General features: G+C 46.1%; 6 protein-coding genes, 3 tRNA genes, 3 rRNA genes and 1 pseudogene. 5 read left to right on the top strand and 8 right to left on the bottom strand.

The window, feature by feature from the left end:
* Positions 1–50: 50 nt before the first annotated feature.
* Positions 51–365, top strand: coding sequence for an iron donor protein CyaY (gene cyaY, locus AC0L66_RS01455; RefSeq protein WP_265676939.1), 315 nt, complete (start codon positions 51–53; stop codon positions 363–365).
* On the opposite strand, the gene AC0L66_RS01450 is transcribed toward cyaY, so the two are convergent.
* Positions 362–2893, bottom strand: a complete 2532-nt coding sequence (locus tag AC0L66_RS01450) for a class I adenylate cyclase (RefSeq protein ID WP_473568147.1) — start codon at positions 2891–2893, stop codon at positions 362–364. The two genes, cyaY and AC0L66_RS01450, sit on opposite strands and share 4 nt — an antisense overlap.
* Before the next feature lie 343 nt (positions 2894–3236).
* Between AC0L66_RS01450 and hemC the strand changes: the two are divergent.
* The 4 genes and pseudogenes from hemC to AC0L66_RS01430 all read left to right on the top strand — a co-directional run bounded on the left by hemC (position 3237) and on the right by AC0L66_RS01430 (position 7290).
* A pseudogene (gene hemC / locus AC0L66_RS01445) lies at positions 3237–4176 on the top strand (hydroxymethylbilane synthase).
* A 6-nt stretch (positions 4177–4182) separates the two neighbouring features.
* Entirely contained in the window at positions 4183–4941 is a 759-nt protein-coding gene (locus tag AC0L66_RS01440) for a uroporphyrinogen-III synthase (protein WP_265676936.1), read from the top strand.
* Positions 4925–6112 (top strand): uroporphyrinogen-III C-methyltransferase, encoded by a 1188-nt coding sequence (locus tag AC0L66_RS01435; RefSeq protein WP_265676935.1) that lies wholly within the window; start codon positions 4925–4927, stop codon positions 6110–6112. The genes AC0L66_RS01440 and AC0L66_RS01435 overlap by 17 nt, the downstream gene beginning before the upstream one ends.
* Positions 6112–7290, top strand: a complete 1179-nt coding sequence (locus tag AC0L66_RS01430) for a heme biosynthesis HemY N-terminal domain-containing protein (protein ID WP_473568145.1) — start codon at positions 6112–6114, stop codon at positions 7288–7290. The genes AC0L66_RS01435 and AC0L66_RS01430 overlap by 1 nt, the downstream gene beginning before the upstream one ends.
* A gap of 58 nt (positions 7291–7348) precedes the next feature.
* On the opposite strand, the gene AC0L66_RS01425 is transcribed toward AC0L66_RS01430, so the two are convergent.
* From AC0L66_RS01425 to AC0L66_RS01395, 7 genes are all read right to left on the bottom strand, one after another.
* A complete protein-coding gene (locus AC0L66_RS01425; protein ID WP_473568143.1) occupies positions 7349–8344 on the bottom strand; it encodes a phosphotransferase in 996 nt (331 codons plus the stop codon).
* A gap of 176 nt (positions 8345–8520) precedes the next feature.
* A tRNA-Ser gene (locus tag AC0L66_RS01420) sits at positions 8521–8613 on the bottom strand.
* A 58-nt stretch (positions 8614–8671) separates the two neighbouring features.
* Positions 8672–8787: ribosomal RNA gene (gene rrf / locus AC0L66_RS01415) — 5S ribosomal RNA — on the bottom strand.
* A gap of 132 nt (positions 8788–8919) precedes the next feature.
* A 23S ribosomal RNA gene (locus tag AC0L66_RS01410) occupies positions 8920–11809 on the bottom strand.
* A gap of 317 nt (positions 11810–12126) precedes the next feature.
* A tRNA-Ala gene (locus tag AC0L66_RS01405) sits at positions 12127–12202 on the bottom strand.
* Between the two features lie 39 nt (positions 12203–12241).
* A tRNA-Ile gene (locus tag AC0L66_RS01400) sits at positions 12242–12318 on the bottom strand.
* Positions 12319–12386: 68 nt separating this feature from the next.
* A 16S ribosomal RNA gene (locus tag AC0L66_RS01395) occupies positions 12387–13941 on the bottom strand.
* The 16S, 23S and 5S rRNA genes sit together here with 3 tRNA genes alongside, the layout of an rRNA operon.
* Positions 13942–14282 lie beyond the last annotated feature (341 nt).

Here is a 14282-nt window from a genome sequence, read left to right as displayed (position 1 = left end):
AATGCCCCCTATAATCGCACCACGAAATAGAAAAGCAATAGGATAACAAAATGAACGACACGGAATTTCATCAACTCGTCGATGCTCAAATGCAAATCATTGAAGAAGCTATCGATGATTCTGGTGCAGACATTGATTATGAGGTCTCAGGCAACGTAATGACGTTGGAATTTGAAAACCGCAGCCAGATCATCATCAATCGCCAAGAGCCAATGCATGAAATCTGGCTTGCGTCTAAATCAGGTGGCTTTCACTTTAAATGGGTGGAGAGCAACTGGATCTGCTCTCGCTCAGGTGAAGAACTCATGAAAATGGTTAAATCTGAATGCGAAAAGCATGCAGATGAAGAGATCGAATGGGTTTAAAGGTTTACAGCCTTCGACGTTCTTGAGTTGGGTGAAGCGTCATTTCGATAAGGGATGACATATGCTTCCCCTTCTTCTGGATGAATAATCTGGTAATACTGCGGCAAGTTGAAGTTAATTAACTTATTCGCCATTCCGTCGTTTTGATTGACGTTAGAGGTATAAAAACTATTCACACTGGCGATCATCTCATCTTTGCTACCACGCATTTGGTGATAAACCTCAACCTGATTCGCTTCATCCAAAACAAAGATATTGAAACCATTATCAGTATTTTCAAAAAAGAACTGAATCAACCCTTCACTCGCAAAGCCATCTACTGCTTGCGGCAATTGGAATTCATCTTCTCGGTCGAGCATTAACAACGGTGAGCCTTGTAGCTTGTTCGTTGAAATACTACGGTAAAAGTCGACAGAGTTTTCAAGTTTTTGAACCGAGACACCGCGACGTTCAAAAAACAACCCATACATTTGGTTTGCCAATTTAATGGCTTTAAAGCGACGACGCTTCTCTTGGTCAACGGGCTTTAAGCGCATTTCAATACACTCAGCTAACAGCTGATAAATAGTATTTCGCAATACACCACGTAAGTTCTTACTATAACAAAAGACATCCACAGACTCTGGAGGTAGCGCATCTTGGTGCATTTTGCCCAAAATCGTTTTTAGCGCATCCAACATCGCTGTATCGCCCTTAAAGTGTAGCGTTCGAACTTCATGCCATGAATTTCGGTACACGAGATCGACCGATCCCACGAGGCTTTGTCCCTCTTCACCAAAACTAAAAATATCGACACTTTTTAAGTCAACTTTCGATGATTTCCCCGATAACGTACTTGTTGGATCGCTTTCAAAATTGATGAACATCGCTAGCTGACTCACTTCACATGGGCTCGCCAAAGCTTGCATACTTGGACGACGTTTACGAAGCGAGAAGGTGTTTCGCAGATCACTCACCATTTGATAAAACTTATCAATATCGATGTGCGCATCACGAACCACTGAATTCAGGTGTGTTGATTCCGTAATAAGGCCATTAAAGAAGGCCCACGATACCAATTTACTCAAATATTCATTGTGCTGCAGTGCAGGTTGCCCTAATAAGCGATGAGCAATTAAAGGCTGTTTATATAAATACCATCCCGATTGATAGTTCTTTCCTTCTTTCACTTCAATGAAGCTGAGATCTGGCTCGTGCAAATCAGGCGAGATCTGAGGATTCAATAAAGTAACTTTACCAGGAAGCACTTCAAACGCGGCATACAGCTTACGCGCCAAAATACTGATATCTTGGGGGCTAATCGCTGAAGTAATATCGTTGCGACGAGCAAACTGGATTAAGTTTCGGTAGCTCAGCATCAACGCATCAAGCAAAGCGTTATGCACGACCATGACTTGCTCTACTTTCCAATTACGTCGGTTATCAAGCTCTTCTAATACCGATTGCGGCCATTGCCATTCAGCCGTCATTAAACCCAACGCTTCACGACGCCAAGGAACAGAGCCCACACCCGGCTCCCTAGAAAGCTTTTCATGGGTTTTCAAATAGAAACAACGGCGAACGAGATCAAGGCGAGTATGGTCACCAATTCGAACTAAATAACGCGTGACTTTTTCCAGCATTAAATAATACGCATCCATCCCATAAAGGTCAGGCTCATGGGCAAAAAATCGACGTTTAGTATCAATACTCAATAACTGAGTATGCGGGTATTCCCATGAATATGCTTCAAGAAGAATCGCTTTTAAAACGGATTTATATGGAGAGTCGATACTCTTATAAAGCTGCCATAAGCTGGAACCAAAGTACTCTTCCGCAGGAATTCGATTCAATCTACCAAAATCAATCCACTCATCGCAGTTGATGTAGCCGCCGTCACAAAGCTGTGTGACATACTCATCGTAGCACTCTTCCATTTCTGGTGGGACGATTTGCCACAACAAACGTTGTCCGCCCAGTCGAACAGCAGAACGGTAAAATTCATCTAATAAAAGAAGGTGCTGAGACGAACCACAATTATCTCCGGTCATCTCTTCTGAAACATTACTACGAAAACGCTCTTCATCCATCAAAAAGAAGTTCGCTTCAACGCCTAGACCTTGCGCCCAATCTGTGATCAATAAGCACTTATTACTGAGTTTTTCTCGTGCATCCGTCGGCATATCAGGGGAAATACACACCCAAATATCAAGATCGCTTGATGTACTTTGACCAATAGACGATGTACTACCCATGGTATAAAGACCAAGGATGTCCGTCTGCTTTGGTGGGGGAAGAGGCTGACCCAGCGCTAGCTGAATATCGTCAATAAATTGCTGCTGAAGAGAATTAGATTCAAAGCCATAAAGTCCACTAGGAGTAGAGCCTTCAAAATAGCCAGGAATAATTGGATGGTTAAAATGGAATAAAGCCGGGATGAGCTGGAATACACGCTGCCCTTGCAGATCCATAAGCGCCAGCGCGCGCTCAATACGCTGCTGATTAAGGTTATCTAGCCTTTGGATAAGAGTATCAGTGTAAGCCTGCAAAGGTTATTCCTAGGTTGGACCCAACTGCTAATTCGCGTGGATCTTAAACAATTACCGCCTCAAAACGTGATCAATGTAACACTTTTATCATGACTGGTAAAGCAATACTCCGCTAGATAGCACCAGCATTAAGCCCAGATGACAACGAGTGCTGAGACTGGGCCGACCACCTACAATTCTAACAGTAGTCGCCGCATCAAATGCGATTAATCTCACACTATTAGTAATCTTTGTGATATTAGACACAAGACCCTAATTTGCGAGCGGGGAAATCACTAATCATTTAATAGAGACAGTGATAGGATTAATCCCATTACCAAGATGAAATGCAAACGAGAACGACATGACTCAAGCGACACCTATTCGAATTGCTACCCGAAAAAGCCCCCTAGCCTTATGGCAAGCTCACTATGTAAAAGATGCTCTCATCGCCGCTCACCCAGGTCTTGAGGTGGAGCTAGTCACTATGGTCACTAAAGGCGATATTATTCTTGATACCCCACTGGCGAAAGTCGGCGGTAAAGGCTTATTCGTAAAAGAACTTGAAGTGGCCATGCTTGAGGGCCGTGCAGATCTCGCGGTCCATTCTATGAAAGACGTCCCTGTCGACTTTCCTGAAGGGCTTGGTTTAGTCACTATTTGTGAACGAGAAGACCCTCGCGACGCATTTGTATCCAATACGTATCAAGATCTCGATGCACTGCCAAAAGGTGCGGTTGTCGGTACTTGTAGCCTCCGCCGCCAGTGCCAAATTAAAGAACGTCGTCCTGATATCGAAATCAAAGAACTACGCGGCAATGTAGGGACTCGCCTAGGAAAGCTAGACAACGGTGACTATGACGCGATTATCCTTGCAGCAGCAGGATTAAAGCGCCTAAAACTAGAATCCAGAATTCGTAGTTTCATTGAGCCAGAGGCATCATTACCAAGCCGTGGGTCAAGGAGCCGTTGGTATTGAATGTCGCCTTGATGATCAAAGGTTAATCGATCTCCTGCAACCTCTTAACCACAAAGATACCGCCGATCGCGTCCTGTGTGAGCGAGCAATGAATCTGACACTAGAAGGTGGGTGCCAAGTTCCTATCGGCAGCTACTCACTACTGGATGGTGATAACATCTGGCTACGAGCCTTAGTGGGTGAACCTGACGGTTCTTTAATTGTGCGTGGGGAGATTCACGGTAAACGCTCAGATGCAGAAGCACTTGGTATCCAACTAGCTAACCAGCTACTAGCCCAAGGAGCCAAAGACATTTTAGAAAAACTCTACCAAGACCACGAGTAATCACTGGTGAAAGTGCTAGTAACACGCCCTGGCGCGCAAGGGCTTGAACTATGCCAACTCATTGAAAATATGGGGGGCTTCGCCCTCCATCATCCTCTTATTGACATCATACCTTGTAAACCTAATGGCAACGTTAGCCGTCAGATCCAAGATGCAGACATCATTATTGCCGTCAGCCAACATGCTGTCATCAATGCCCATCACATCCTATTGGAATCTGGCTCGACATGGCCTGCAAACCGAATTTATCTTGGGGTTGGTCAAAAAACCGCACATGAATTAAGCAATACTTGTAAACAAAACGTACACTACCCGACAACAAGTGATAGCGAGCACCTGCTGAATCTACCTGAATTAAAGGATGTTTCGGGAAAAACCATCGTCATTCTTCGAGGTAATGGCGGACGTGAGTTGATTCATCAACAACTGACTCAAAGAGGCGCTAAGGTACTCTACCTTGAAGTCTATCAACGCCAATTTATCCCTATCTCTTCTAATAACTTGGATAAATGGCAATCACTATCACTTGAAACTATCATCGTAACAAGTGGTGAACAACTCGATTATTTGATCGCGCAAACACCAGAGCCAGCCTACGCTTGGCTGACCCAATTAACGCTATTGGTTCCGAGTGAACGAATCGCCAAGTTTGCAACGATGCACGAATTTCGCAACGTAATAACGACAAAAGGTGCATCACACTCAACAATACTTGCTGCTCTCCAGCGCTTAGATACAGGACTTAAGCATGACGAACAAGAATAAAGACGAGCAATCTCCGTCAAACGATCAACAAGACGTCAAGGCACTAGCCCCTGAGAATTCAACTAAAGAATCTCAAGTCGAACCCGCCATAACAACACCTCAGACACCACCGTCATCGAAAGAGCCTGAGTTTGAAGAAAAACAAGGTAAGCGCGGGGTCAAACTGGGTACTGTCGCTATCGTACTTGCTGTCATTTTTGGTGGTGGGCTCAGTTATCAAATACAACAACAAACAAGTAACTATGAAACCCGCATCGCCGAACTAGAATCACAACTTAAGGCAACTCAAACCAACGTTTCTAGCGATATGGAACAAATCAAAACACAAACACTAGAACAAGCCAAAACAGTCGCCCATAAAGCCGAAGTCATCTTAGCTCAGCAACAGAAAAGTATTCAAAGCCTGCAGTTAGCCGTTGCGGACGTAAAAGGACGCCGTCCTAATGATTGGCTACTCGCTGAAGCTGACTATTTGGTTAAGCTCGCTGGACGTAAACTGTTTTTAGAACACGATGTGGTGAGCGCAACTCGTCTTATGGAGTCTGCCGATCAACGTATTGCTGCGCTTAATGACCCAAGTCTAGTCGCCTTAAGACAATCTATGGCCAACGATATTACCAAACTTAGGATGGTCCCTCTCATCGATCGTGATGGGCTAGTACTCCGACTGACTTCCTTACAGCAACAGGTTGATAGCCTTCCTCTTGCCAATGCAATACTGCCTGAAGCTCCAGAGGTACAGAAACAGCAAGTTTCGGGCGATATTTACGACTGGCAAGATAACTTGATGACCTCACTAAAAGACTTTTCTGAGAACTTCATCACCTTCCGTTCTCGTGACGGCAACGTCATTCCTTTGCTCTCTCCATCTCAGCACTTTTATCTGAGAGAGAATATTAAATCTAAAATTGAAACGGCGATTCGCGCCATTTATCAAGAGCAAGGTGAAATCTATAAAGTATCATTACAAGCGGCTGAACAGTGGTCGACATCTTTCTTTGACCAAGATAATAATGCCGTAAAAGAATTTGATGCCACCCTTAGCAAGCTAAGCACCCAAAACATTCAAGTCGACTACCCAGTTAAGCTAGAAACCCAAGCTCAACTTTCTGACGTCATCACAGATCGCCTACGTCGTGAGGTCACCACAATCATCACGGAGGAGAAATAATGATTCGAATTCTATTTCTTTTCGCCGTTTTAGGCGCGGGACTATTTGCTGGTACGCAGTTTTCCGGTCAACAGGGCTATGTCTTAATATCTATAGCGAATCAGACCATTGAGATGAGCGTTACCACACTGGTCATTTTTGTCATAGCAACGCTAGCTGCTCTTTTTCTACTGGAATACATCGTAAAGAAAATTTTCTACACCAGTGTTTCTACCTTCAATTACTTCAGTGTAAGAAAAATGCGCCGATCTCGCCGTTACACTAACGAAGGCATCATTAAACTACTTGAAGGGGACTGGAAGGCAGCAGAGAAAAAAGTGACTCGCTGGGCAAATCATCATGATATGCCACTTTTGTGCTACCTCGTAGCTTCAGAGGCAGCACTTGGTCAAGGCGACAAGGCTAAGCGAGACTACTATTTAGCCTTAGCAGCCAAGCAACAAGACTCTCAGCTTGCCGTTGACCTTACCAAAGCAAAGCAGGCTGTTCGTGAAGAAGAACATGAACTCGCATTGCCAATATTGGAGTCTTTACAACAGAATTACCCGCACAATACCATCGTGCTAGGCCTACTTAAAACAACGTACCGCGCCTTAGAAGAATGGCAAGCTCTGCTTGATTTATTGCCTAAACTTAAAAAAGCAAAAATGATCGACGAGTCTGAGTTCAGTGCACTAGAAGAACGCTCTCAGTGCGGCCTTTTGGAAGATATTGCCTCCCAACAAGGGAGTGAAGGGTTGATTTCTCATTGGGATAAGCTACCAAGAAAGACACGGCAAAGTGCCCACCTTGTAGGCTGCTTTACCAAGCAACTCATTGCGAGAAAATCAGATACCGAAGCGTTTACTGTCATCAAAGAAGCATTAAAGAAACAATCTCATGATGAGCTTTATACCCTTTTACCAGAACTTAACCTGCCGGACTCTTACCCGGCCGTTGTGTTGCTAGAGGATACACTGAAAAAGAACCCAAATAGTGCCAACGCACATAGTGCGCTTGCTCAGTTCTATTTCCGTGAAGAAAAATGGGCTGACTCTCAACGCCACTTAGAACAAGCGCTTTCACTACGCCCAGATGTCTCTGATTATGCGTATCTAGCAGACACACTAGAAAAACAAAACATGACAAAAGCGGCTGGAGAAGTTTCTCGCAAAGCCTTAACGCTCATAGAAAGATAAAATTAATGACCAATACAATGCCTCCTAAAAGTGGAGGCATTTTCGTCTCTAACATAGATCACAAGCCATGCCGCTCTAGCGCTCGATTTGTCAATCTCATGGTAAAATCATTCACCTTCCAATGAGTCGGACACCAACCTAGTAAAAAGCGCTGAAAATCAGCCCAAGCCACGTCAAAAAGTTCACTCCAAGCATCACATACCACGGCACCATCAATTTCTGGCTGATGACGTTTCAAGGCAGCTTTTAAAGCATGGAAATAACAAGATAAGTAAGGCGCAAGTGACAGATTTTCGTCTTCAAAATCAACAACGCTTGTTAAAAATAGAACAACGTCTTTAACACCCACGCTAGCACCAACATACTGAAAATCTACAGCAGACACCAGTTCTCCAGAGTCATCAAAACAGAAGTTGGCAAGTTTAGCGTCACCGTGAATAAAAGTTTGATAAGGACACGCTTCCATCAGTTTATCTAAAGTAGCCGCTGCCCGCTGATAGCGTTTATCCGCCATTGCAGCAAGTTCATCCGGTCTAGTCTCTAAATGCCAATACGAACCTTGCTCCCACAACCCCTGAGGATTTTCCCCTAACCAAAATGCATGAAACTCTGCAAGCCAATGTAATACCGAAAACACCTCTACCTGAGTCGGTTTGGTAACCACACGGCCTCGTCCAATCTGATGAAGATCTTGTAACAGCAAAAAATAATGACTCTCGGCTTCTGAGTTCCCTAAACATTTAGGAATCCAGCCAATCGGCATTCTTTCACCGTAATGAGCATACCAATGAAACTCAACTTGGTAGGACTGTCGTTTACGCTGATGCGATAGTAACGTACTCCACCCTCTAGGATGCGTAAGCGGTGCAAGCTCTGGTAGTTGAATATGCTTAACAATAATGCGGTTGGAATGGTGACCATTCTTAGTCCCTACTCGTAATAACCCACCATAACCGCCCCATAACTGTTGGATGGGTTGTACTGAATCAATAGCGTAGCCAGGCTTCAGCAAAGAAGATATTTTTCGGTTTAACCATACAGCATCAACATCCATACATTTATCACCTAGCCTCAATTACAAGATTACTATTAAGTGCTTATTGTAATGGCAGTAGATCCGATATCGAAGAAGTCTTTTTGTACGAGGTCTCGAGTGAAGATAGATAATGCTTGCGAGGTATATTTTAGATAGCAAAAAGCCCGCTGAAAATCAGCGGGCTTTTTTAATAGTGGCGGAGGGATAGGGATTTGAACCCTAGAAGGGCTATTAACCCTTCGTAGGTTTTCAAGACTAGGTGCTTTCGACCACTCAGCCATCCCTCCGCAAATTGTTATCTAAATAAAGTCTTAATTTGTATGCTTTAGTAGATATTTGTTCAAAGCCTGGCGATGTCCTACTCTCACATGGGGAAACCCCACACTACCATCGGCGCTACTGCATTTCACTTCTGAGTTCGGCATGGGATCAGGTGGGTCTGCAACGCTATGGTCGCCAAGCAAATTCTTCTTTTACTTTCAGCTTTTCATAAAAACTGAAGGCAAAATTAATCTGGAAAGCTTAATAAAAGTTCTTAATACACATTCAATTATGTTCTTGCTTTGAGTCCATCAAAACCCTTTGGGTGTTGTATGGTTAAGCCTCACGGGCAATTAGTACAGGTTAGCTCAATGCCTCGCAGCACTTACACACCCTGCCTATCAACGTTCTAGTCTTGAACAACCCTTTAGGACACTTAAAGTGCCAGGGAAGACTCATCTCAGGGCTCGCTTCCCGCTTAGATGCTTTCAGCGGTTATCGATTCCGAACTTAGCTACCGGGCAATGCCATTGGCATGACAACCCGAACACCAGAGGTTCGTCCACTCCGGTCCTCTCGTACTAGGAGCAGCCCCCTTCAATCTTCCAACGCCCACGGCAGATAGGGACCGAACTGTCTCACGACGTTCTAAACCCAGCTCGCGTACCACTTTAAATGGCGAACAGCCATACCCTTGGGACCGACTTCAGCCCCAGGATGTGATGAGCCGACATCGAGGTGCCAAACACCGCCGTCGATATGAACTCTTGGGCGGTATCAGCCTGTTATCCCCGGAGTACCTTTTATCCGTTGAGCGATGGCCCTTCCATTCAGAACCACCGGATCACTATGACCTACTTTCGTACCTGCTCGAATTGTCATTCTCGCAGTCAAGCGGGCTTATGCCATTGCACTAACCACACGATGTCCAACCGTGTTTAGCCCACCTTCGTGCTCCTCCGTTACTCTTTGGGAGGAGACCGCCCCAGTCAAACTACCCACCAGGCACTGTCCGCAATCCCGATTAGGGACCAACGTTAGAACATCAAGCATACAAGGGTGGTATTTCAAGATTGCCTCCACACACACTAGCGTGCATGCTTCAAAGGCTCCCACCTATCCTACACATGTAGGGTCAATGTTCAGTGCCAAGCTGTAGTAAAGGTTCACGGGGTCTTTCCGTCTAGCCGCGGGTACACTGCATCTTCACAGCGATTTCAATTTCACTGAGTCTCGGGTGGAGACAGCGTGGCCATCATTACGCCATTCGTGCAGGTCGGAACTTACCCGACAAGGAATTTCGCTACCTTAGGACCGTTATAGTTACGGCCGCCGTTTACCGGGGCTTCGATCAAGAGCTTCGACCTAAGTCTAACCCCATCAATTAACCTTCCGGCACCGGGCAGGCGTCACACCGTATACGTCATCTTACGATTTTGCACAGTGCTGTGTTTTTAATAAACAGTTGCAGCCACCTGGTATCTGCGACTCCTAGTAGCTCCATCCGCAAGGGACTTCACCGCCAAGAGCGTACCTTCTCCCGAAGTTACGGTACCATTTTGCCTAGTTCCTTCACCCGAGTTCTCTCAAGCGCCTTGGTATTCTCTACCCGACCACCTGTGTCGGTTTGGGGTACGATTTCTTATAATCTGAAGCTTAGAGGCTTTTCCTGGAAGCATGGCATCAATGACTTCACTACCGTAGTAGCTCGACATCGTATCTCAGCGTTAGTAGTGGTCCGGATTTACCTAAACCACCCGCCTACGTACTTGAACCTGGACAACCATCGCCAGGCCCACCTAGCCTTCTCCGTCCCCCCATCGCAATTATAAGAAGTACGGGAATATTAACCCGTTTCCCATCGACTACGCCTTTCGGCCTCGCCTTAGGGGTCGACTTACCCTGCCCCGATTAACGTTGGACAGGAACCCTTGGTCTTCCGGCGAGGAGGTTTTTCACCCCCTTTATCGTTACTCATGTCAGCATTCGCACTTCTGATACCTCCAGCAAACCTTACAGTCCACCTTCAACGGCTTACAGAACGCTCCCCTACCCAATATGATAAATCATATTGCCGCAGCTTCGGTGTATAGCTTAGCCCCGTTACATCTTCCGCGCAGGCCGACTCGACTAGTGAGCTATTACGCTTTCTTTAAATGATGGCTGCTTCTAAGCCAACATCCTAGCTGTCTAAGCCTTCCCACATCGTTTCCCACTTAGCTATACTTTGGGACCTTAGCTGGCGGTCTGGGTTGTTTCCCTCTCCACGACGGACGTTAGCACCCGCCGTGTGTCTCCCGGATATTACTTACTGGTATTCGGAGTTTGCAAAGGGTTGGTAAGTCGGGATGACCCCCTAGCCTTAACAGTGCTCTACCCCCAGTAGTATTCGTCCGAGGCGCTACCTAAATAGCTTTCGGGGAGAACCAGCTATCTCCAGGTTTGATTGGCCTTTCACCCCTAGCCACAAGTCATCCGCTAATTTTTCAACATTAGTCGGTTCGGTCCTCCAGTTGATGTTACTCAACCTTCAACCTGCCCATGGCTAGATCACCTGGTTTCGGGTCTATATCCAGAGACTGAACGCCCAGTTAAGACTCGGTTTCCCTACGGCTCCCCTAAACGGTTAACCTTGCCACTGAATATAAGTCGCTGACCCATTATACAAAAGGTACGCAGTCACCCAACAAGTGGGCTCCTACTGCTTGTACGTACACGGTTTCAGGTTCTATTTCACTCCCCTCACAGGGGTTCTTTTCGCCTTTCCCTCACGGTACTGGTTCACTATCGGTCAGTCAGTAGTATTTAGCCTTGGAGGATGGTCCCCCCATATTCAAACAGGATATCACGTGTCCCGCCTTACTCGTTTTCACTGATTATGATGTGTCGGTTACGGGGCTATCACCCTTTACTGCGGCACTTTCCAGAGCCTTCACCTGCATCATTAAAAGCTTAAGGGCTAATCCAATTTCGCTCGCCGCTACTTTCGGAATCTCGGTTGATTTCTCTTCCTCGGGGTACTTAGATGTTTCAGTTCCCCCGGTTTGCCTCATTAACCTATGTATTCAGTTAATGATACGTGCTTATGCACGTGGGTTTCCCCATTCGGAAATCCCAGACTCACAGGTTATTACTACCTAATCTGGGCTTATCGCAAGTTATTACGTCCTTCATCGCCTCTGACTGCCAAGGCATCCACCGTGTACGCTTAGTCACTTAACCATACAACCCCAAAAGGTCTTATGTATGGCAAACAACCAAAGTCGCTATCTCATTATTTGAATGAGCGAGATAGCATTCGATTTTGCCGGACTCAAATATAAACGTCACAACCGAAGTTGTGCTGTTTCCAAGAACACTTGAATGTGTGTTGGTACCTACATCTTAAAGACATAGGATTTGAGAACTTTTATTTGAACAACATTAAATCAAATGTTGTTCGTCAGCTTTCCAAATTGTTAAAGAGCATGTGTTACTTAAACAGTAACCATTTTTAAATACTTTCAAGAGACTTTCTATTTAAAGAAAATACTTAAAGATGGTGGAGCTATGCGGGATCGAACCGCAGACCTCCTGCGTGCAAGGCAGGCGCTCTCCCAGCTGAGCTATAGCCCCATCTGTGTCGATATCGTACCGTATCTCCTAAGGAGATAGTGGTGGGTCTGAGTGGACTTGAACCACCGACCTCCCGCTTATCAGGCGAGCGCTCTAACCAGCTGAGCTACAGACCCAATATCGTCTCTTTTACTTTTTAAACCTAATCAATCTGTGTGAACACTCATCAAGATAATCTTTCGTATAAGGAGGTGATCCAGCCCCAGGTTCCCCTAGGGCTACCTTGTTACGACTTCACCCCAGTCATGAACCACAAAGTGGTGAGCGTCCTCCCGAAGGTTAAACTACCCACTTCTTTTGCAGCCCACTCCCATGGTGTGACGGGCGGTGTGTACAAGGCCCGGGAACGTATTCACCGTGGCATTCTGATCCACGATTACTAGCGATTCCGACTTCATGGAGTCGAGTTGCAGACTCCAATCCGGACTACGACGCACTTTTTGGGATTCGCTCACTATCGCTAGCTTGCTGCCCTCTGTATGCGCCATTGTAGCACGTGTGTAGCCCTACTCGTAAGGGCCATGATGACTTGACGTCGTCCCCACCTTCCTCCGGTTTATCACCGAGCAGTCTCCCTGGAGTTCCCACCATTATGTGCTGGCAAACAAGGATAAGGGTTGCGCTCGTTGCGGGACTTAACCCAACATTTCACAACACGAGCTGACGACAGCCATGCAGCACCTGTCTTAGAGTTCCCGAAGGCACACCTGCGTCTCCGCTGGCTTCTCTAGATGTCAAGAGTAGGTAAGGTTCTTCGCGTTGCATCGAATTAAACCACATGCTCCACCGCTTGTGCGGGCCCCCGTCAATTCATTTGAGTTTTAATCTTGCGACCGTACTCCCCAGGCGGTCTACTTAACGCGTTAGCTCCGAAAGCCACGGCTCAAGGCCACAACCTCCAAGTAGACATCGTTTACGGCGTGGACTACCAGGGTATCTAATCCTGTTTGCTCCCCACGCTTTCGCATCTGAGTGTCAGTATCTGTCCAGGGGGCCGCCTTCGCCACTGGTATTCCTTCAGATCTCTACGCATTTCACCGCTACACCTGAAATTCTACCCCCCTCTACAGTACTCTAGTCCGCCAGTTTCAAATGCAGTTCCGAGGTTGAGCCTCGGGCTTTCACATCTGACTTAACGAACCACCTGCATGCGCTTTACGCCCAGTAATTCCGATTAACGCTCGCACCCTCCGTATTACCGCGGCTGCTGGCACGGAGTTAAGCCGGTGCTTCTTCTGCAGCTAACGTCAAATCCATACGCTATTAACGCATGAACCTTCCTCACTGCTGAAAGTACTTTACAACCCGAAGGCCTTCTTCATACACGCGGCATGGCTGCATCAGGCTTGCGCCCATTGTGCAATATTCCCCACTGCTGCCTCCCGTAGGAGTCTGGACCGTGTCTCAGTTCCAGTGTGGCTGATCATCCTCTCAGACCAGCTAGGGATCGTCGCCTTGGTGAGCCATTACCTCACCAACTAGCTAATCCCACCTGGGCATATCCTGACGCGAGAGGCCCGAAGGTCCCCCTCTTTGGCCCGAAGGCATTATGCGGTATTAGCCATCGTTTCCAATGGTTATCCCCCACATCAGGGCAATTTCCCAGGCATTACTCACCCGTCCGCCGCTCGACGCCCAACAAATCACCCGAAGGGTCAATGTTGTCGTTTCCGCTCGACTTGCATGTGTTAGGCCTGCCGCCAGCGTTCAATCTGAGCCATGATCAAACTCTTCAATTTAAGATTTTGTCGGCTCAATGAATACTGACTTCAAAACTGTCCCTTACTTAAAAAGTAAGAAGTAATTTTAAAGCTATTATCGTTCCAACAGAACGATAATGAATTTTGACTGTGTGACAGTAAGCGAGCTTACTACCCTTAGGTCACGTGTTCATTGAAAACCATTTTACTTCCGAAGAAGTGGTTCGTTTCTGCTTTGCAGCAGAAGCAAACATAATGATTATCATCAACAAGTGTCCACACAGATTGATATAGGTCTAAATTGTTAAAGAGCTTTGCTTTCAATGCCTTAGCACCTAAGCAGGACGCGTATAATACGCTATCTACTTTGAAAGTCAACA

Source organism: Vibrio sp. GJ43-1, from assembly GCF_055808835.1.
The sequence above is the reverse complement of the archived record's forward strand: the minus strand, read 5'-3'. Positions and strand labels throughout refer to the sequence as shown.

What these genes read in the sequence shown, in the direction of transcription:
- cyaY (WP_265676939.1), top strand. Translation starts at nt 51, where the DNA reads ATGAACGACACGGAATTTCATCAACTCGTCGATGCTCAAATGCAAATC.
- AC0L66_RS01435 (WP_265676935.1), top strand. Translation starts at nt 4,925, where the DNA reads ATGACGAACAAGAATAAAGACGAGCAATCTCCGTCAAACGATCAACAA.
- AC0L66_RS01430 (WP_473568145.1), top strand. Translation starts at nt 6,112, where the DNA reads ATGATTCGAATTCTATTTCTTTTCGCCGTTTTAGGCGCGGGACTATTT.
- AC0L66_RS01425 (WP_473568143.1), bottom strand. Translation starts at nt 8,344, where the DNA reads ATGGATGTTGATGCTGTATGGTTAAACCGAAAAATATCTTCTTTGCTG.